The organism is Variovorax sp. KBW07 (assembly GCF_003852515.1).
Taxonomy (GTDB): domain Bacteria; phylum Pseudomonadota; class Gammaproteobacteria; order Burkholderiales; family Burkholderiaceae_C; genus Variovorax.
In genome coordinates this window covers 15,231-33,786 of sequence record NZ_QAJK01000031.1, presented here as the reverse complement: position 1 = coordinate 33,786, position 18,556 = coordinate 15,231, and the positions used below count along the sequence as shown (strand labels likewise).

The window sequence follows — 18,556 nt, the reverse complement described above, 5'->3', positions numbered from 1 at the left end:
ACCAGTGCTCTGGGTCGCTCACGTCGATGGTGTGCTCTGCGCAGCGAAATAAAGGAGGAGCGAAGCGGGGGACATTCGCGGAGCAGAGTACGCCGTCGGCGTGGGCGTCGCCCTGAATGAACCGAGTCCGCGTTACTTGCGAGGCTCGACAACCGGGAACATCAGCTCGAAGTTGTCCAGCATCCCGAACAGCTCCCCCAGCTTGGCGCGGTTGCCGTCGATCTTCACTTTCCCCGATAACACTGCCTCGGGAAAAGTCGTCTGCTTCAACGTGATCGCATCCAGCGTCGCGCGGCTCAATGTAACCGTTGCATCAGCACCCGCCACCTGCTGCCCCTTCACGTGCGTCAGTGCCGAGTTTTCCAACGTCAGCACGAACTGCTCGTTCGAATCGGTGAAGTTCCAGTTGACCACCATCGTCTTGCCCTCCGCCTTCGCCGCGTCCAGCCGCACGCCCAGGAAATCGAAGAACAGCTCGTTGCTCACCGCCTTCAGCGTGTCGCCGTTCGAACTGCTGCCGCCCGGAATCTTCGGCACGCCGTTGCGCAACTCCATCGCGCCCACCAGGTACGCGCTGCGCCACGTGCCCGCTTCCGACTGGTAACCCAGCTGCTCCAGCGCATCGGCACCGAGTTCGCGCGCCACGCGGTTGGCCGGGTCCGCATACACCACCTGGCTCATCGCGCTCGCCACCCAGCGGTACTCGCCCTTTTTGAAATCTTCACGGGCCCGCGCCACCACCGCGTCGGCGCCGCCCATGTACTCCACCGTCTTCTTCGCATACGCCACCGGCGGCAGCGGGTTCAGGTTGGCCGGGTTCGCGTCGTACCAGCCCAGGTACTTCTGGTACACCGCCTTCGCGTTGTGGCGCAGCGTGCCGTAGTAGCCGCGCGCCGACCACTCCTGCTCCAGGCTCGCGGGCATGCGCAGCGTCTCGGCGATGTCGGCCGCGGCGTAGCCATGGTTGAGCAAGCGCAGCGACTGGTCGTTGATGAACTTGTACATGTCGCGCTGCTTCTTCAGCAGGTCGACGATGCGCCCCTGCCCCGTGGTGGGCCAGTGGTGCTGCGCGATCAGCACGTCGGTCTTGTCGCCGAAGGCCACGCGCGCCTCGTCGATGTACCTGGCCCACAGGTTGCCGTCGCGCACCTCGGCGCCGCGGATCGTGTAGAGGTTGTGCATGTTGTGCGTCACGTCTTCCGCCATGTTCAGCACGCGGAACTGCGGCAGGTACATGAGCATTTCCGATGGCGCTTCCGAACCGGGCACCAGCTGGAACACGACCTCCACGCCGTCGATGGTGCGGCGCTCGGTGGTCTTGTCGATGGTCGAGGTGGGCGCGATCAGCGTGATGCTGCCGCGCGCCAGCGCCTTGCCCAGGCCGGTGTCGACCTGCCCGCGCGCACCCGGCGGCAGCAGCGAGCCGAACTGGTACTGCGAGCGGCGGTTCATCGCGTTGCCCGCCAGGATGTTCTCGGCCACGGCCGTTTCCATGAAGCCCGCGGGTGCGATCACCTGCACCTTGCCGGCCGCCACGTCGGCTTCGCTGGCCACGCCCTTCACGCCGCCGAAATGGTCGGCATGGCCGTGCGTGTAGACCACCGTGCCGACCGGCTTCTTCGGCCGGTGCTGGTAGTACAGCTCGAGCGATGCGCGCGCGGTCTCGGCGGTGAGCAGCGGGTCGATCACGATCAGCGTGTTGTCGCCTTCGACAATGGTCATGTTCGCCAGGTCGAAGCCGCGCACCTGGTACACCCGGTCGGTCACCTTGAACAGGCCGTGAATGGCGTTGAGCTGGGCCTGGCGCCACAGGCTCGGGTTGACCGTGTCGGCCGGCTCGTTCGCCTTCAGGAAGTCGTAGGGCTTCATGCTCCAGACCGGGCGCGGACCGGTGCCGGGCACCAACGCGTCGGGCACGGTGCCGATGAAGCCGCGCATGGCGTCGTCGAAGTCCTGCCGGTTGGCAAAGGGCAGCGACTTCACCAGGTCGGCGTTGGCCCTCAGCGTGGCGGGCTCGGGTGCCTTGGGCGCTATCTGCTGCGCCCCGGCGGAGGCGGCGCTCAATGCGCAGGCCACGGCCACCACCACGGCGCGAGGAGAAAAGAAAGCGAAAGCGCCAGCCGGCGCGCGGGTCGAACGGATGGAACGAATCGAACGGTCACGGAACATGGATCTGCCTGTCTGCGATGGAGCGGAGAAGGTTCATTCTCCGAAGCACGGGAACCATTGGCAAATGCAAAATACGGCTGTTCTTTTTAACTGAAACGCAAAATGCAGCTGCGCCAGCTCCAGCACCTCGTGGCCCTTGCCGAGCAGGGCAGCTTCGGCCGCGCGGCGCAGGCCGTGCACCTGTCGCAGCCCGCGCTCTCGCGCAGCATCGACAACCTCGAGGAAGGGCTGCAGGCCCGCCTGATCGACCGCGCCTACGGCACGGTGCGCTTCACGCAGGCCGGCGAGCTGGTGCTGGCGCGCGCCCGTGAGCTGCTGGCCGACGCGCAACAGATCGAGCGCGACGTGCTGCAGCTCGAAGGGCTGTCCATCGGCAGCCTGAACGTGGGGCTGGGCCCGTTCGCCGCCGGCATGCTGGGCCGCGTGGCCCTGTCGCTCATGACGCAGCGCCACCCGCAGCTGCTGATGCGCATGGAGGTGGCCGACACCGTCTCGCTGTGCGAGCGCCTGCACCGGCGCCAGCTCGACCTGTTCATTGCCGACACGCGCGACCTGAAGAAGCAGCCCGGCCTGAAGCTGGCGCGGCTGCCCAACGTGCCGGTGTCGTTCTTCGTGCAGCCGAAGCACCCGCTGCGCAGGCTGAAGCAGGTCACGCTCGAAAAAGCCATGGACTACCCGGTGGCCGGCCCCAACCTGCCGGCCGAGGTGGCGGCGCATTTCGACAAGCAGATAAAGCGCACCGACCGCGGCGTGTTCAACGTGGTGTGCGACGACCCCGGCACCCTGCGGCACCTGGCGCTGAACGCCAACGCGGTGATTCTTGCGCCCAACGCACCCGCCCTGAACCCCGAGACCGAATCGCTCGTGCCGCTGCCTATCGCTGGGCTGGCGCGCATGCAGACGCACTACAGCCTGGTCATGCTGGCGGGGCGCACGCCCTCGGCCGCCGCCACCGTCTATACCCGCCTCGTGACAGAGTTGATGGGCCCGGCCCAGCAGCCCGCCGGGCGCTGAGCCAAAATGGCCCTCTTGCCGTCCACCGCCCTGCCCTTTCCGTGAACACTCCCCGCCGGGCCAAGCCGCCCACTTTTTCGCCCGACGAGTTTCGCAAAGCGCTCGGCATGTTCGCCACCGGCGTGACCATCGTCACCGCGCGCGCGGCCGACGGCACGCTGGTCGGCCTGACGGCCAACTCCTTCAACTCGGTGTCGCTCGCGCCGCCGCTGGTGCTGTGGAGCCTGGCGCGCGCGGCGGGCTCCATGCCCGCGCTGAGTGCCGGCTCGCACTACACCGTCAACATCCTGGCGGCCAACCAGAAGGCGCTGGCCAAGCGCTTCGCCACCAAGGACATCGACCGCTGGGCCGAGGTCGAGTTCACCGAAGGGCTGGGCGGCGCGCCGGTGCTGGTGGGTGCGGCGGCCAGCTTCGAGTGCTTCAACCGCAGCCGCTACGACGAAGGCGACCACGTGATCTTCGTCGGCGAGGTCGAGCGCTGCACGCACGACGCCGGCGCCTCGCCGCTGCTGTTCCACGGCGGACGCTTCTACACGGAACACCCCTTGTGAAGCACGCCGCGCTCATGTCCGTCCTGCTGCTTGCCGCGCAGACCGGCATGGCGCAGGCAGTACCCAACACGCAGGACACGCAGGACACGCAGAGCGCGCAAGAAGAAAAAGCGGCCCCGCTCAAGCAGAACTGGTTCGACGACCCGTTCTTCCAGGTGTCGGCGGGCCTGCCGGCCTGCGCCATGCCCGAAGGCCCGTTCTATACCGCCGAAGAGCGCCGCACCCAGACCCACTCGCGGCTGGAGCGCGGCACCAGTTGCTGGCTCGCCGGCAAGTGCACCGACAGCAACGCCTACCGCTACGACAAGCCGCTCGCGCCCAAGGTGCGCGCCGCGCTGTTGGCCGTGCCGGGCGTGAACAAGGGCAGCGTGTGGGTCATGGTCCAGCGCCGCTGGGTCTACCTGCAGGGCTGCGTGCCCAACGCATCGCTGGCAAAGAAGCTCGAACGCGCGGCACGTGCGCTGCCCGATGTCGAGACCGTGGTGCCCGACCTGATGGTGGGCACGCGCGGCAAGCCGCCGTACCCGGTGGCCGGCCGCTGACACGGCGCCTCAGGCCTGCAGCGTTTCCAGGTTGAGAACGAGCACGCCGTGCGGCGCACGCCGAATCACGCCACGCGCTACGATGACCGGCCCTGGGCCTTCCTGCCTTGCGCAAGACAGAGCCCGCCAGATGAGACACGAATGATCCAGCGCAAGACCCACCTCGACTCCCTCGCCATCGGCCTGCTCATCGCGTGTTGCGCGTTCTGGGGCCTCCAGCAGATTCTCATCAAGACCACCGTGACCGAAGTGCCGCCGCTCTGGCAGGCCTCGATCCGCATGATCGGCGCGGTCGTGCTGCTGTGGCTGTGGTGCGTGTGGCGCCGCGTGCCGCTGTTCGAGCGCGACGGCACGCTGTGGCCCGGCTTGCTCGCGGGCCTGCTGTTCTCGGGCGAGTTCGCGGGCATCTACCTGGGCCTGCAGAACACCAGCGCCTCGCGGCTCACGGTGTTCTTGTACACCGCGCCCTTCTGGGTGTCGCTGCTGCTGCCGCGCTGGGTGCCGGCCGAACGGCTGCGCGGCTTCCAGTGGCTGGGCCTGTTCATTGCCTTCGCGGGCGTGGTGCTGGCCTTCAGCGAGGGCTTCGGCCACATGAGCTCGTCGCAGCTCATCGGCGACGCCATGGGCATTGCGGCCGGCATGCTCTGGGGCCTGACCACGCTGACCTTGCGCACCACGAAGCTGGCCACGGCCAGCGCCGAAAAGACGCTGTTCTATCAAGTTGCGGTCACGGCGGCGGTGTGCCCCGTGCTGTCGCTGGTGCTGGGCGAGCACTGGCGTTTTTCGTACTCGGCCTGGGCCTGGACCTCGATCGGCCTGCAGACCGTGATCGGCGCCTTCGCGAGCTACCTCACCTGGATGTGGCTGCTGCGGCACTACCCGGCCACGCAGATGTCGTCGTTCACCTTTCTCACGCCGCTGTTCGCGCTGGTGTTCGGCGTGGTGCTGCTGAAGGAGCCGCTCACGGCGCAGCTGATCGTCGCGCTGATCGGCGTGGCGCTGGGCATCGTGCTGGTGAACCGGCGCCCCGCCGCCCAACGACCCGCATGAGCCCGAGGAAGAAAAGACACCCATGAAATTCCAGCCCGTACTCGACGAAATCGTCGCCACCCTGCGCCCGCAGCTCGGCCAGGGCGGCACCGTGGCCAGCTACATCCCGGCGCTGGCGCGCGTCGACGCGCGCCAGTTCGGCATTGCGCTGCGCACCTGCGATGGCGAAGAAGCCGGCGCGGGCGACTTCGAAACGCCCTTCTCGATCCAGAGCGTGTCGAAACTCTTCACGCTCACGCTGGCCATGCAGCGCATGGGCGACGCGCTGTGGGAGCGCATCGGGCGCGAGCCTTCGGGCAACCCCTTCAACTCGCTGGTGCAGCTGGAGAACGAACAGGGCAAGCCGCGCAACCCCTTCATCAATGCCGGCGCCATTGCGGTGGCCGACCGGCTGGTGAGCCAGGCGCAGGCCAGCGGCGGCAGCGCCAAGGCCGACATCCTCGCGCTGATGGCCAGCCTGTGCGGCGAGCCGATCGCGTTCGACGACGAAGTGGCCCGCTCGGAGGCCGACACCGGTTTTCGCAACTTCGCGCTGGCCAACTTCATGAAGAGCTTCGGCAAGCTCGACAACGACGTGGCCACAGTGCTCGACACCTACTTTCACCAGTGCGCGCTGCGCATGAGCTGCCGTCAACTGGCGCGCGCCGCGGCCTTCCTGTGCCGCGACGGCGCGCACCCCATCGACGGCGAGCCCGACATCACCGGCGAGCGGCAGACGCGGCGCATCAATTCGCTGATGCTCACCTGCGGCACCTACGACGCGGCCGGCGACGTGGCCTTTTCCATCGGCCTGCCCTGCAAGAGCGGCGTGGGCGGCGGTATCGTGGCCGTGGTGCCCGACACGCTCACGCTGTGCGTCTGGTCGCCGGCGCTCGACGCGACTGGCAATTCGCTGCTGGGCATGAAGGCGCTGGAACTGTTCGTCGCGCGCACGGGCCTGTCGGTGTTCTGAACTTTCAGGCGGGCACGGCCATCGGCGCCGTGCCAAGGCTGCCCATGCCTTCGAGCGCGGCTTCCACGGCCTCTTCGAGCGGCGTGTGCGGCTCGCGCCCCAGAAACGCCACCAGCTTCGCGTTGTCCATTGCCACCGGCGTCTGCCACAGGTAGCGCATCTCGCGCATTTCGCGGAAGGTGGTGACAAAGGGCGAGGCCAGCGTCAGCAGCCACCACGGAAAGGCCGACACGCGCGGCGCTGGTGCTCCCGTGCGGCGCGCCACCACCTTGCGAATGGCACCGCTCATGCGCGTGCCGTCGGTATCCCAGTGGCCGGCCATGTGAAAGCGCGCGAAGGGCTCCAGCCGGTCGCGGCGCGCCAGCAGCTCGACCATGGTGCGGGCCACGTCCGGCAGGTACGACCACTGGTGGCCCATGCCGGGCCGTCCCGGATAGCTCACGGCCTTGACCGGCTGCCCCGCCTTCACCAACCCCTGCGAGAACCAGTTGTTGCCCGGCTTCGGGCCGAAGAAATCGCCGGCCCGCACGACGAGCACGCGCGCACCGCCATCGCGGCTGGCGTCTTCGAGGCGCTTTTCCATTTCGACGCGGATCGCGCCCTTGCGCGTTACCGGGTGCTGCGGCGAATCCTCCTTCAGCAGAGGAAACGCATCGGGCCCGAAGTTGTAGACCGTGCCCGGCAGCACGATGGTCGCGCCTTCGGCCCGCGCGGCGGCGATGGTGTTGTCGAGCATCGGCAGCACCAGCTGCGCCCATCCGCGATAGCCGGGCGGGTTGACGGCATGCACGATGACCGCGCAGCCCTTCGCGGCACGCATCACGGCCTGGCGGTCCATGGCGTCGCCGGCCAGCCAGGTGATGCCGTCCCGGCGCGTTTCGGTTTCTGTTGCGCCACGCTTCAGCGCCCGCACCTGCCAGCCCGCATCGCGCAGCTGCCGCGCCACTTCGCCGCCGATGCCGCCGGAAGCACCCAGAACCAGGACCGTGTCGTTGCGTGTCATGAAAACTCTCCAGAACAGTGATCGATGAGGCAATTCTGGGCAGAAGCCTGTTCGATTGGAATTGCCCAACATGAGTCAGCAGCTATACATTTATGCATGACCTCGAACATCGGCTGGGAGCTCTACCGCTCATTCCTCGGCGTGCTGCGCGAAGGCTCGCTGTCGGGCGCGGCACGCGCGCTGGGCATCACCCAGCCAACGGCCGGGCGCCATGTCGCGGCACTCGAAAGAGCATTGGGCGTGGTGCTGTTCACGCGCTCGCAGGTCGGGCTCATGCCGACCGAGGTGGCGCAGGCCCTTCGCACGCATGCCGAGGCCATGGAGAGCACCGCCGCCTCGCTGGAGCGCGCCGCCAGCAGCCAGGGCGAAGGCGTTCGCGGCGTGGTGCGCGTGTCGGCCAGCGAGGTGATCGGCGTCGAGGTGCTGCCGCCCATCGTCGCGCGGCTGCGCGAGGCGCATCCGGCGCTGAAGGTCGAGCTGGTCGCGACCAACCGCGTGCAAGACCTGCTGCGCCGCGAAGCCGACATCGCCGTGCGCATGGTGCGCCCCAGGCAGGAGCAGCTGGTGGCGCGCCACATCGGGCAGATCGAGCTGGGCTTCCATGCGCGCAGCGACTACCTCGCGCGCCACGGCACGCCCCGCAAGCTCGACGAATTGGCAAGCCACGCGGTCATCGGCTACGACCAGCCCTCGGCCTTCGTGCGCAACGCGGGCAAGGCCCTGAAGGGCATCGGCCGCGACACTTTTTCGCTGCGCACCGACAGCGACCTGACGCAGCTGGCGCTCATCCGCGCCGGCGCGGGCATCGGCATCTGCCAGGTCGGCCTGGCCCGGCGCGGCGACACGCTGGTGCGCCTACTGCCGCGGGCGTTCTCGATGAAGCTCGACACCTGGATCACGATGCACGAAGACCTGCGCAACAGCCCGCGCTGCCGCGTGGCCTTCGATGCGCTGGCCGAAGGATTGCAACAGTACGTGGCCACGGCCGATGCGGGCAAGGCACAGGGGAAAATGGCCCGAGCAAGAACCATGGCAACCGAATGACAGACTCAGCAGACTCCCTCCCCCTCCAGGAACCCCGCCTCTGGCGCGACGAACTCTGGACCGCCCGCGTCATCAAGAACGAGGAAGACGATGGCTGGGCCGTGGAGATGACCCGCCTGGGTGACCCCGAGCCCGCGCTCATCGGCCCCTGGACCATGGGCCGCGACAAGAAAAACCCCAAGCCGCTCGACGGCCCGGCCTTCTCCACGCTGGTGAAAACCGCCGCCGAAGTGATCCGCCGCCACGAGCAGCAACTGCATGCCACGCTCAACAAGAGCGTGACCGTCACCGCGCGCGACGACCGGCGCATTCGCGTGTCGCTGTCGATCGTGCCCGACGAAGACAACCCCTCGGCCACGCTCAGCGCGCACGACGACGAAGACGACGCCGAACTGGCCAGCGTCAGCGTGTCGCCCGGCTTCAGGCTCACGGCGTCCAGCGCCACGGCCTGGATCGAGGCCGACTTCGCGCGCCCTCGCTGATGGCACCGGTCACGCCCACCGGAGACTTTGCGCGCGAATAACACACGCCCTGCGCTTTCGCCAATTAGCGAAAAAGCGTATGTTCATGCCGGGGTGAGTTGAGAAGAATCCGCCCCAACGAGCAATCGTTACCAGTCATACGACACCCGCTGCCAGTGCTGCCAGCGAGGTGTCGGGCAATAAAGCCCGAATCGGTTTCAACACCGGTTCGGGCTTTTTTGTTTTTTCGGTCGCAACGAAGCCTTTTCAAAACGGATGCGCGTCATCCGGGGGCGGCGCTTTGCCCGAAGAAAACGCACTGGCAACGCGGCGCTCGTTTGCAGGCGCCGCGCGGCGGGAGGAGACACCCAAAACGCGGTTCCGAAGGTCGGATGTTCCTGATGACTCGCACAAACACAAAGCAAAGGAATTTGACATGACGAACCCCTTCAACCGCCGCCAGATCGTGAAGACCGGCGGCTCGATGATCGTGCTGGGCGCCGCGGGCGGCGTCGCCGGGCTGGCCGCCGCGCAGGACGGCGCCACCGTGAAACTCGGCCTGCTGCATTCGCTCTCGGGCACCATCGCCATCGCCGAGGCCTCGCTGGTCGATGCCGAAAAGCTGGCCATCGAAGAAATCAACGCCGCGGGCGGCGTGCTCGGCAAGAAGATCGAGGCGGTGGTGGAAGACGGCGCCAGCGAGAACCCGGTGTTCGCCGAAAAGGCGCGCAAGCTGCTGGAGCGCGACAAGGTCGCGGCCATCATCGGCTGCTACACCTCGGCCTCGCGCAAGGCGCTGCTGCCGGTGCTCAACCAGGCCAAGGGCCTGCTGTTCTACCCGACCTACTACGAAGGCCAGGAGCAGGACAAGCGCGTGTTCTACCCCTCGCAGGAGGCCACGCAGTCGGTCATCGCGGCGGTCGAATGGATGGCGCGCGAAAAGGGCAAGAGCTTCTTCCTGGTGGGCTCCGACTACATCTATCCGCGCACCTGCAACAAGATCGCCAAGCCCGCCATCACCAAGGCCGGCGGCAAGGTGGTCGGCGAGGAATACGCGCCGCTGGGCCACACCGAGTTCTCGTCGATCATCAACAAGATCAAGGCCGCCAAGCCCGACTGCATCTACAGCACGGTGGTGGGCGGCTCCAACGTGGCGCTCTACAAGCAGCTGCGCGCGGCCGGGCTCGATGGTGCCAAGCAGGTGCTGCTGTCGACCGTGGTGTCCGAGAACGAGATCGAGGGCATCGGCAAGGACAACGCCGCCGGCTACTACGCCTGCATGGGCTACTTCCAGAGCATCAAGTCGCCGGCCAACGAAAAGTTCGTGAAGGCCTTCAAGGCCAAGTACGGCCAGGACCGCGTGATCGGCGACCCGATGGAGGTGGCCTACAACTGCGTGTACCTCTGGAAGGCGGCGGTCGAGAAGGCCAAGTCCTTCGAGGTCGACAAGGTCACGGCGGCCGCGGCCGGCGTGGAGCTCGACGCGCCCGAAGGCACGGTGCGCGTGCACGCCACCAACCACCACGTGTGGAAGAAGGTGCGCGTGGGCCGCGCGCGGCCCGACGGCCAGTTCGACATCGTGTGGGAATCGCCGCAGCTGGTCGAGCCCAACCCCTTCCCCAAGGTCTGACGGCACACCGAAGCAACCGGAAGGCGACATGAACTTCGACATTGCGGTGATGCAGGTGTTCAACGGCGTGAGCCTGTTCACCATCCTGCTTCTGATGGCCATCGGGCTGGCCATCGTGTTCGGCCTGATGGGCGTCATCAACATGGCGCACGGCGAGCTGATGGCGCTGGGCGCCTACATGACCTACCTGGCGGCGCGCTTCTTCGAGCACTTCGCGCCGGGCTGGATGGACCTGTACCTGTTCGCCGCGATCCCGTTCGCGTTCGCCGTGACCTTCGCGTTCGGCTATGTGCTGGAGCGCGGGTTCATCCGCTTCTTCTACGACCGGCCGCTCGACACCCTGCTGGCCACCTGGGGCCTGAGCCTCATCCTGCAGCAGGCCTACCGCTCGGTCTTCGGCGCGCAGGAAGTGAGCGTGCCGCTGGCCTCGTGGCTGGCGGGGGCGTGGGAGCCCACGGCGGGCATCCAGCTGCCGCTCACGCGCATCTTCATCGTGGGGCTGACGGCCATCGTCGCCATCGGCGTGTACCTGCTGCTGTACCGCACGCCCTGGGGGCTGAAGGTGCGCGCGGTGACGCAGAACCGCGCCATTGCCGGCGCGGTGGGCATCGACACGCACCGCGTCGACGCCATGACCTTCGCGCTGGGCTCGGGGCTCGCGGGCATCGCCGGCGCGGTGTTCACCATGATCGGCTCGACCAACCCCGGCACCGGCCAGCTGTACATCGTCGACTCGTTCATCGTGGTGGTTTTCGGCGGCGTGCAGAGCCTGGTGGGCACTGCGCTCTCAGGCTTTGCCATCGCGCAGTCGCAGACCTGGCTCGAGTACCTGATGAGCGGCTCGATGGCCAAGGCGACCATCCTGCTGCTGGTGATCGCGGTGCTGTACTTCCGGCCCAACGGCCTGTTCGCAACGCGGTCGAGGAGCTGATGGCATGGGCATGAAGAGTCTTTCTCCCCAACGCAGGAGCGACCTCGCCGGCATGGCCGCCGTGTTGCTGCTGCTGGCCGTGGTGCTGCCGCTCACGCTCGATCCGTTCCGCCTGAACCTCGTGAGCAAGTACCTGGCCTTCGCGTTCGTCGCGGTCGGCGTGGTGCTCACCTGGGGCTACGGCGGCGTGCTGAGCCTGGGCCAGGGCATGTTCTTCGGCCTCGGCGGCTACATGATGGCGATGTTCCTGAAGCTCGAAGCCTCGGCGCCCGAGCTGCCCGACTTCATGGTGTGGAGCAGCGTCGAGCAGTTGCCTTCGTGGTGGATTCCGTTCCACTCGCTGGGCTGGACGGTGGTGGGCGTGCTCGCGATTCCGGCGCTGCTGGCGTATGTGTTCTCGTACGCCATCTTCAAGCGGCGCGTGAGCGGCGTGTACTTTGCCATCGTCACGCTGTCGCTGGCACTCACGCTCACCGTGGTGGTGATTGGCCAGCAGGGCGACACCGGCGGCGCCAACGGCATCACCGACTTTCGCACGCTGCTGGGCTGGGACATCACGGGCGACGACGCCAAGCGCGTCATGTACTTCGTCGAGGTGCTGGCCATCGCGCTGGTGATGGCGCTGTCATTGGTGATCGTGCGCAGCCGCTTCGGCAAGATCCTGATCGCCATCCGCGACCGCGAAGACCGCGTGCGCTTCAGCGGCTACAACACGGCGCACATGAAGGCCTTCGTGTTTGCGGTGGCAGCAGTCTTGTCGTCCATCGGCGGCGCGTTCTACAGCATGCAGGTGGGGCTGATCGCGCCGGGCGTGATCGGCGTGGTGGCCTCGGTGGAGATGGTCATTTACGCGGCGGTCGGCGGGCGGCTGTCGATTCCGGGCGCGGTGATCGGCGCGCTGCTCATCGGCTTTCTCAAGTCGTACCTGTCGGAGACCTTTCCCGAAGGTTGGCTGTACTTTCTGGGTGCGGTGTTCATCCTCGTGGTCTGGGCCATGCCCAACGGGCTGGCGGGCCTGGGCCAGAAGCTGCTGGCGCGCCGGCGCGGCGCGGAGGCCGCGCCATGAACGCCACCATGACCCTGCCCAACGGCGGCATGCCGCAGGCGGCCACCGGCTTCTCGCACTCGAACGAGCAGATTCTTCGCGTCGAAGACCTCACCGTCTCCTTCGACGGCTTCAAGGCCGTGGACGGACTGAGCCTTGTCGTCGAGCGCAACGAGTTGCGCGTGATCATCGGGCCGAACGGCGCGGGCAAGACCACGCTGCTCGACATGATCTGCGGCAAGACCCGGCCGAGCGCGGGCCGCGTGCTGTTCAACGGGCAAGACCTGGGCCGTTTGAACGAATACGAGATCGTGCGGGCCGGCGTGGGCCGGAAGTTCCAGACGCCTTCGGTCTACGAAGACCTCACGGTGCTGGAGAACTTCGAGATCTCGCTGCCGCGCATGCACGGCCTGATGCAGTCGCTGACCTTTCGCCGCACGCCCGCGCTGCGCGAGCGCATCGACGCCATGGCCGAGCAGGTCTTCCTGGCCGAGCGGCTCGGCCACCGCGCGGGGCAGCTCAGCCACGGGCAGAAGCAGTGGCTGGAAATCGGGATGCTGCTGATGCAAGAGCCCGAGTTGCTGTTGCTCGACGAGCCCGTGGCCGGCATGAGCCCTCGCGAGCGCGAACAAACGGGCGACCTTCTGCGCCGCATCTCGGCGGGCAAGTCGGTGGTGGTGATCGAGCACGACATGGACTTCGTCAAGCGCATCGCGCACCGCGTGACGGTGCTGCACCAGGGGCGCGTGCTGAGCGAAGGCACTGCGGCCGAAGTGCAGGCCGACCCGCGCGTGATCGACGTGTACCTAGGCCATTGAAGGAGATCCCAAAAAATGCTCGAAGTCTCCGAACTCAATGTCGCCTACGGCGAATCGCACGTCATCCGCGATGTGTCGCTGCGCGTCGCGCCCGACGAGGCGGTGGCCATCATGGGCCGCAACGGCATGGGCAAGACCACGCTGCTGAAGTCGCTCATCGGGCTGCTGCCCGCGCGCGCAGGCAGCATCCGCCTGGGCGGCGCCGACATCACGAAGCTGCCGAGCTACCAGCGCGTGGCGCAGGGCCTGGCCTTCGTGCCGCAGGGGCGCATGGTGTTTCCGTTTCTCACGGTGGAGCAGAACATTCTCTCGGGTGCCGCCAGGTCGGGCCACCGCACGGTGCCCGACTACCTCTACAAGTTCTTCCCCGTGCTGAAGGACATGAAGCAGCGCCGCGCCGGCAACCTGTCGGGTGGGCAGCAGCAGATGCTGGCGATTGCGCGCGCGCTCATCTCCGAGCCGAAGCTGCTGATCCTCGACGAGCCGACCGAGGGCATCCAGCCTTCGATCATCAAGGAGATCGCGCAGACGCTGAACGTGCTGCGCGCCGAACGCGGCTTCGCCATCGTGGTGTCGGAGCAGGTGCTGAGCTTCGCGCTCGACCTGGCCGACCGCTTTCTCGTCATCGACCGCGGCCGCCTCGTGCACGACGAAGCGCGCGCCACGCTCGACCAGGACAAGGTCAGGTCTTTCCTGACCGTGTAGCCCCCTCTTCCATTTTTTTCCTCAACCCCCATCAGGAGCAGCGTCATGAGACATGGTGATATTTCGAGCAGCAACGATTGCGTCGGCGTCGCGGTCGTCAACTACAAGATGCCTCGCCTGCACACCAAGGCCGAGGTGCTGGACAACGCCCGCAAGATCGGCGAGATGCTGGTCGGCATGAAGAAGGGCCTGCCGGGCATGGACCTGGTGATCTTTCCCGAGTACTCCACGCACGGGATCATGTACGACTCGAAGGAGATGTACGACACCGCCGCCACGGTGCCCGGCGAAGAGACGGAGATCTTCGCGGACGCCTGCCGCCGCGCCAACGTGTGGGGCGTGTTCTCGCTGACCGGCGAGCGCCATGAGGAGCACCCGAACAAGGCGCCCTACAACACGCTGATCCTCATGAACAACAAGGGCGAGATCGTCCAGAAGTACCGCAAGATCATGCCGTGGGTGCCCATCGAGGGCTGGTATCCGGGCGACTGCACCTACGTGAGCGAAGGCCCCAAGGGCATGAAGATGAGCCTGATCATCTGCGACGACGGCAACTATCCTGAGATCTGGCGCGACTGCGCGATGCGCGGCGCCGAGCTCATCATCCGCTGCCAGGGCTACATGTACCCGGCCAAGGAGCAGCAAATTCTGGTGTCGAAGGCCATGGCCTTCATGAACAACACCTACGTGGCGGTGGCCAACGCGGCCGGCTTCGACGGCGTGTACTCGTACTTCGGCCATTCGGCGCTCATCGGCTTCGACGGCCGCACGCTGGGCGAATGCGGCGAGGAAGAAATGGGCATCAACTACGCCGAGCTGTCGATGGGCCTGATCCGCGATGCGCGCAAGAACGGCCAGTCGCAGAACCACCTGTTCAAGCTGGTGCACCGCGGCTACACCGGCACCATCAACTCGGGCGACGGCGACAAGGGCGTGGCGGCCTGCCCCTACAACTTCTACACGCAGTGGATCAACGACCCCGAGGGCACACGCGAGATGGTGGAGTCGTTCACGCGCAGCACGGTCGGCACGCCCGAGTGCCCGATCGAGGGCATTCCGAACGAGCCCGCGAAGCATCGTTGAGCCGAGGGACCCGCACACCCATGGACTACGAAATCTTCGACCTCGGCGACGCCGTGCTGCAGCGGGGCGCGACCCTGCGCAACGCAAAGCTCGCCTACAAGACCTACGGCACGCTCAACGCCGACAAGAGCAACGTGATCGTCTACCCGACCTGGTACTCGGGCCAGCACTATGACAACGAATGGCTCATCGGCCCCGGCATGGCGCTGGACCCCGACAAGTACTTCATCATCGTGCCGAACATGCTGGGCAACGGCCTCTCGTCGTCGCCCAGCAATTCGCCCGAGCCGTACAACCTGTCGCGCTTCCCGAACGTCACGCTGTACGACAACGTGACGCTGCAGCACCGGCTGCTGACGGAAAAATTCGGCATCGAACGCATCGCGCTGGTGGTGGGCTGGTCGATGGGCGCGCAGCAGACCAACCAGTGGGGCTGCCTGTACCCGGACATGGTGCAGCGCATCGCACCCTTCTGCGGCTCGGCGAAAACGGCGCCGCACAACATCGTGTTTCTCGAAGGCGTGAAGGCCGCGCTCACGGCCGACGTGGCATGGAACGGCGGCTGGTACGCCACGCCGCCGAGCAAGGGCCTGCGCGCGGTGGGCCGGGTGTACGCGGGCTGGGGCCTGTCGCAGCCCTTCTACATGCAGGAACTGTGGCGCGAACTGGGCTTCAGCTCGCTCGAAGACTTTCTCGTGGGCTACTGGGAAGGCTTCTTCCTGCAGAAGGACGCGAACAACCTGCTCGCGATGCTGTGGTCGTGGCAGAACGGCGACATCAGCGACAACCCGGTGTTCAAGGGCGACTTCAAGAAGGCGCTGGGCGCCATCAAGGCGCGCGCCATCGTGATGCCGGCCGAGCGCGACCTGTACTTTCCCGTGGCCGACAACGAGTGGGAGGTGTCGCACATGCCGAATGCCGAGTGCCGCCCGATCCCGGGCGTATGGGGCCACTTTGCCGGCGGCGGCAGCAGCCCGGCCGACACGCGCTTCATCGACACCGCCCTCAAGGAACTGCTCGCCACGCCATGAATGCCGCCCTGCCCCGCGCTGCCGATCCGCTCGCCAGCTACCGCATCGAGACCGAGCCCTTCTACCGGCCCGCCGGCAACGAAGTGGCGCTCTACGAACACGCCTACCGCCACCGCATGCCGCTGATCCTGAAGGGCCCGACCGGTTGCGGCAAGACCCGCTTCGTGGAGCGCATGGCGTGGTCGCTCGGGCGGCCGCTGGTCACGCTGGCGTGCAACGAGGACATGACGGCCTCCGACCTGGTGGGCCGCTACCTGCTCGATGCGAACGGCACGGCCTGGCACGACGGCCCACTGACGCTGGCGGTGCGGCACGGCGGCATCTGCTACCTCGACGAGGTGGTGGAGGCGCGGCAAGACACCACCGTGGTGATCCACCCGCTGACGGATGCGCGCCGCATTCTGCCGCTCGACAAGAAGGGCGAGCTGGTGCACGCGCACCCCGACTTCCAGCTGGTGGTGTCGTACAACCCCGGCTACCAGAGCAGCGCGAAGGACATGAAGCCCTCGACGCGGCAGCGCTTTGCCGCGCTGGAATTCGACTACCCCGACAGCGGCCTCGAAGCGGAGATCGTCGCGCACGAGGCCGGCATCGGCCCCGAGCTGGCCGCGAAGCTGGTGGCCATTGCGCGCTGCTCGCGCGAGCTCAAGCACCGCGGGCTCGACGAGGGCGTGTCCACGCGCATGCTGATCTACGCGGGCGTGCTGATACGCGATGGCGTGTCGCCGCGCGACAGCTGCGACATGACGATGACGCGCGCGCTCACCGACGACCCCGACATGGCCAGCGCGCTGCAGGGTTTCGTGGCCGCGCAGTTCGGATGACATGAGCGACGACCACGCCACCACGTTCGAGGCGCTGGGCCTGCTCGCGCGCGGGCTGGCCGGTGTCGACATCGAGGTGCAGCCGCTGGCCACCCTGCCCGGTGCCGCGGGCCGGCTGCCGCCGAACCAGGCCCCGCCGCCCGCGCGTGCCGTGCTCGCGCCGAAGCGGCTGCTGCTGCCCGAAGGCGGTGATGCCCGGCTGCGCCGCGCGATGGTCGCGCACGCGGTGGCGCACCTGCGGCACTCGGTGCCCGCGCGGCCGGCACGCACCCTCAAGCCCATGGGCATCGCGGTGGTGTCGGCCATCGAGGATGCGCGCGTGGAGCGGCTGCTGTGCCGCGACTTTCCCGGCGTGCGCGGCTGGTTCGCCGAAGCGCTCGCGCCGGTGCCCGATGCGTCGGACCTGGGCTTTGCGGCGTTCATCGCGCGCATGGACCGCATGCTGATGCTGCCCACGTGGCAGGACGACAACCACTGGGTCAACAAGGCGCGCCGCCTGTTCGACGAGACCGTGGCCGCGGCGGGGCTGGAAGACTACGACGCCTTCCGCGCCATCGCATCGATCCTGGCCAACGACCTGGGCCAGATGCGCGTGCGCTTCGATCCGCAGCACTACGCGGTGCCCGCGCCCTGGCGCGACGACAACAGCTACCTCTGGGATTTTGGCGAAGCCGAAAACCCGCCGGACGATGCCATCGCACTGCAGCAATCGGGTGCGCGGCCACCACCGCCCGTCGACGCCACCGGCGACAACGGCGGCGCGCCCCCCAAAGGAGGCATCGAACTGGAACTGGGCCGCTACACCTACCCCGAGTGGGACCGCAAGCAGGAGCGCCTGCGGCCCGACTGGTGCACGGTGATCGAGAAGCTGCCGGCGTGGCAGGGCCTCTCGCCGGTGCGCGAACAGCCTTCGGCCAGCAACGAACGCCTGACACCGCTCGCGCTGCCGCGTGCGCGGCATCTCGACCGCACCCACCGCCTGCGCCGCCAATGGGAGGGCGACGACGTCGACCTGAATGCCGCCATCGAGGTGCTGGTCGACCGGCGCCTGCGGCTGCGGCCCGACCCGCGCCTGTTCATGCGCCCCGGCAAGGCGCCGCGCGCAACCAGCGTGCTGGTGCTGCTCGACCTGTCGGAATCGGTGAACGACGCGGGCCAGGGCCAAACAGCGCGCTCGCTGCTCGACATCGAGAAGCAGGCCGCGCTGCTGCTGGCCGCGTCCGCGAATGCACGGGCCGGCGCCGACCGGCTGGCGATCCATGGCTTTTCGTCGAACACGCGCAACGAGGTTTATTACTACCGCTTGCTCGAATTCGGCAGGCCGCTCGAAGCGCCTTCGCGCGCCATGATCGGCGCGGTGCGGGGGCGCTATTCCACGCGCATGGGCGCCGCGCTGCGCCATGCCGCCGCGCACCTGCGCGCCGAACCCGCCGGGCAGCGCGCCATATTGCTGGTGACCGACGGCGCACCTTCCGACATCGACGTGCACGATGCGCAATACCTGATCGAAGACGCCCGCATGGCCGTGGCCGAGGCGCGCGAGGCCGGCGTGCGCACCGCCTGCATCGCGGTCGACGGCGCCGCCGACGCGTACGTGCGCCGCATCTTCGGCTGGCGCAACTATTGCATCGCCGACGACGCGCGCAGCCTGCCGGTGCGGCTGGCGCGCATGAGCGCACGACTGGCCGCGGCAAACTGAGGAG

18 protein-coding genes are annotated in these 18,556 nt (G+C 67.4%); 16 read left to right on the top strand and 2 right to left on the bottom strand.

Annotated features, from left to right (window positions below):
* Window positions 1-132 precede the first annotated feature (132 nt).
* A complete protein-coding gene (locus DBV14_RS06910; RefSeq protein ID WP_124458460.1) occupies window positions 133-2,169 on the bottom strand; it encodes an alkyl/aryl-sulfatase in 2,037 nt (678 codons plus the stop codon).
* Between the two features lie 102 nt (window positions 2,170-2,271).
* Between DBV14_RS06910 and DBV14_RS06905 the strand changes: the two genes are divergently transcribed.
* From DBV14_RS06905 to DBV14_RS06885, 5 genes are all read left to right on the top strand, one after another.
* Entirely contained in the window at window positions 2,272-3,183 is a 912-nt protein-coding gene (locus tag DBV14_RS06905; RefSeq protein WP_124458459.1) for a LysR family transcriptional regulator, read from the top strand.
* Window positions 3,184-3,224: 41 nt separating this feature from the next.
* Window positions 3,225-3,734: a flavin reductase family protein gene (locus tag DBV14_RS06900; RefSeq protein ID WP_124458458.1), complete on the top strand. Its 510-nt coding sequence runs from the start codon at window positions 3,225-3,227 to the stop codon at window positions 3,732-3,734.
* Window positions 3,735-3,748: 14 nt separating this feature from the next.
* On the top strand, window positions 3,749-4,276 hold the full coding sequence (locus DBV14_RS06895) for a BON domain-containing protein (RefSeq protein WP_260396851.1): 528 nt from the start codon (window positions 3,749-3,751) through the stop codon (window positions 4,274-4,276).
* Between the two features lie 141 nt (window positions 4,277-4,417).
* Window positions 4,418-5,326 carry a DMT family transporter gene (locus DBV14_RS06890; RefSeq protein ID WP_124458457.1) on the top strand — a complete coding sequence of 303 codons (909 nt, stop codon included), beginning with the start codon at window positions 4,418-4,420 and terminating at the stop codon, window positions 5,324-5,326.
* A 22-nt stretch (window positions 5,327-5,348) separates the two neighbouring features.
* Window positions 5,349-6,278: a glutaminase gene (locus tag DBV14_RS06885; protein ID WP_124458456.1), complete on the top strand. Its 930-nt coding sequence runs from the start codon at window positions 5,349-5,351 to the stop codon at window positions 6,276-6,278.
* 4 nt (window positions 6,279-6,282) lie between these two features.
* Here the strand turns inward: DBV14_RS06885 and DBV14_RS06880 are convergent, their stop codons facing one another.
* Window positions 6,283-7,281, bottom strand: coding sequence for an SDR family oxidoreductase (locus tag DBV14_RS06880; protein ID WP_124458455.1), 999 nt, complete (start codon window positions 7,279-7,281; stop codon window positions 6,283-6,285).
* Window positions 7,282-7,377: 96 nt separating this feature from the next.
* Between DBV14_RS06880 and DBV14_RS06875 the strand changes: the two genes are divergently transcribed.
* The 11 genes from DBV14_RS06875 (at window position 7,378) to DBV14_RS06825 (ending at window position 18,552) form a co-directional block, all read left to right on the top strand.
* Window positions 7,378-8,325: a LysR family transcriptional regulator gene (locus tag DBV14_RS06875; protein ID WP_124458454.1), complete on the top strand. Its 948-nt coding sequence runs from the start codon at window positions 7,378-7,380 to the stop codon at window positions 8,323-8,325.
* Entirely contained in the window at window positions 8,322-8,807 is a 486-nt protein-coding gene (locus DBV14_RS06870; RefSeq protein WP_124458453.1) for a hypothetical protein, read from the top strand. The genes DBV14_RS06875 and DBV14_RS06870 overlap by 4 nt, the downstream gene beginning before the upstream one ends.
* Window positions 8,808-9,222: 415 nt before the next feature.
* Window positions 9,223-10,416, top strand: a complete 1,194-nt coding sequence (gene urtA / locus DBV14_RS06865) for an urea ABC transporter substrate-binding protein (protein ID WP_124458452.1) — start codon at window positions 9,223-9,225, stop codon at window positions 10,414-10,416.
* Window positions 10,417-10,444: 28 nt separating this feature from the next.
* Window positions 10,445-11,347, top strand: a complete 903-nt coding sequence (urtB, locus tag DBV14_RS06860; protein WP_124458451.1) for an urea ABC transporter permease subunit UrtB — start codon at window positions 10,445-10,447, stop codon at window positions 11,345-11,347.
* Between the two features lie 4 nt (window positions 11,348-11,351).
* Complete coding sequence (gene urtC, locus DBV14_RS06855; protein WP_260396850.1) at window positions 11,352-12,413, top strand: urea ABC transporter permease subunit UrtC; 1,062 nt, start codon at window positions 11,352-11,354, stop codon at window positions 12,411-12,413.
* Between the two features lie 29 nt (window positions 12,414-12,442).
* Complete coding sequence (gene urtD / locus DBV14_RS06850; protein ID WP_124458461.1) at window positions 12,443-13,210, top strand: urea ABC transporter ATP-binding protein UrtD; 768 nt, start codon at window positions 12,443-12,445, stop codon at window positions 13,208-13,210.
* Window positions 13,211-13,225: 15 nt separating this feature from the next.
* On the top strand, window positions 13,226-13,915 hold the full coding sequence (urtE, locus tag DBV14_RS06845) for an urea ABC transporter ATP-binding subunit UrtE (RefSeq protein ID WP_124458450.1): 690 nt from the start codon (window positions 13,226-13,228) through the stop codon (window positions 13,913-13,915).
* A 45-nt stretch (window positions 13,916-13,960) separates the two neighbouring features.
* Complete coding sequence (locus tag DBV14_RS06840) at window positions 13,961-14,998, top strand: aliphatic amidase (protein ID WP_124458449.1); 1,038 nt, start codon at window positions 13,961-13,963, stop codon at window positions 14,996-14,998.
* A 20-nt stretch (window positions 14,999-15,018) separates the two neighbouring features.
* The gene (locus DBV14_RS06835) at window positions 15,019-16,029 is read left to right on the top strand and encodes an alpha/beta fold hydrolase (protein WP_124458448.1); all 1,011 of its coding nucleotides are present in this window, start codon (window positions 15,019-15,021) and stop codon (window positions 16,027-16,029) included.
* On the top strand, window positions 16,026-16,853 hold the full coding sequence (locus tag DBV14_RS06830; RefSeq protein ID WP_124458447.1) for a CbbQ/NirQ/NorQ/GpvN family protein: 828 nt from the start codon (window positions 16,026-16,028) through the stop codon (window positions 16,851-16,853). Before DBV14_RS06835 ends, DBV14_RS06830 begins: the two co-directional genes overlap by 4 nt.
* Before the next feature lies 1 nt (window position 16,854).
* On the top strand, window positions 16,855-18,552 hold the full coding sequence (locus tag DBV14_RS06825; protein WP_124458446.1) for a nitric oxide reductase activation protein NorD: 1,698 nt from the start codon (window positions 16,855-16,857) through the stop codon (window positions 18,550-18,552).
* Window positions 18,553-18,556: the final 4 nt, after the last annotated feature.

Excerpts from the sequence above, each read along its gene's own strand:
- DBV14_RS06830 (WP_124458447.1), top strand. The coding sequence starts at position 16,026 with ATGAATGCCGCCCTGCCCCGCGCTGCCGATCCGCTCGCCAGCTACCGC.
- urtD (WP_124458461.1), top strand. The coding sequence starts at position 12,443 with ATGCCGCAGGCGGCCACCGGCTTCTCGCACTCGAACGAGCAGATTCTT.
- DBV14_RS06835 (WP_124458448.1), top strand. The coding sequence starts at position 15,019 with ATGGACTACGAAATCTTCGACCTCGGCGACGCCGTGCTGCAGCGGGGC.
- urtE (WP_124458450.1), top strand. The coding sequence starts at position 13,226 with ATGCTCGAAGTCTCCGAACTCAATGTCGCCTACGGCGAATCGCACGTC.
- DBV14_RS06895 (WP_260396851.1), top strand. The coding sequence starts at position 3,749 with ATGTCCGTCCTGCTGCTTGCCGCGCAGACCGGCATGGCGCAGGCAGTA.
- DBV14_RS06880 (WP_124458455.1), bottom strand. The coding sequence starts at position 7,281 with ATGACACGCAACGACACGGTCCTGGTTCTGGGTGCTTCCGGCGGCATC.
- DBV14_RS06910 (WP_124458460.1), bottom strand. The coding sequence starts at position 2,169 with ATGTTCCGTGACCGTTCGATTCGTTCCATCCGTTCGACCCGCGCGCCG.
- urtC (WP_260396850.1), top strand. The coding sequence starts at position 11,352 with ATGGGCATGAAGAGTCTTTCTCCCCAACGCAGGAGCGACCTCGCCGGC.
- DBV14_RS06870 (WP_124458453.1), top strand. The coding sequence starts at position 8,322 with ATGACAGACTCAGCAGACTCCCTCCCCCTCCAGGAACCCCGCCTCTGG.
- DBV14_RS06890 (WP_124458457.1), top strand. The coding sequence starts at position 4,418 with ATGATCCAGCGCAAGACCCACCTCGACTCCCTCGCCATCGGCCTGCTC.
- DBV14_RS06840 (WP_124458449.1), top strand. The coding sequence starts at position 13,961 with ATGAGACATGGTGATATTTCGAGCAGCAACGATTGCGTCGGCGTCGCG.
- urtA (WP_124458452.1), top strand. The coding sequence starts at position 9,223 with ATGACGAACCCCTTCAACCGCCGCCAGATCGTGAAGACCGGCGGCTCG.
- DBV14_RS06905 (WP_124458459.1), top strand. The coding sequence starts at position 2,272 with ATGCAGCTGCGCCAGCTCCAGCACCTCGTGGCCCTTGCCGAGCAGGGC.
- DBV14_RS06875 (WP_124458454.1), top strand. The coding sequence starts at position 7,378 with ATGACCTCGAACATCGGCTGGGAGCTCTACCGCTCATTCCTCGGCGTG.
- DBV14_RS06825 (WP_124458446.1), top strand. The coding sequence starts at position 16,855 with ATGAGCGACGACCACGCCACCACGTTCGAGGCGCTGGGCCTGCTCGCG.
- urtB (WP_124458451.1), top strand. The coding sequence starts at position 10,445 with ATGAACTTCGACATTGCGGTGATGCAGGTGTTCAACGGCGTGAGCCTG.
- DBV14_RS06885 (WP_124458456.1), top strand. The coding sequence starts at position 5,349 with ATGAAATTCCAGCCCGTACTCGACGAAATCGTCGCCACCCTGCGCCCG.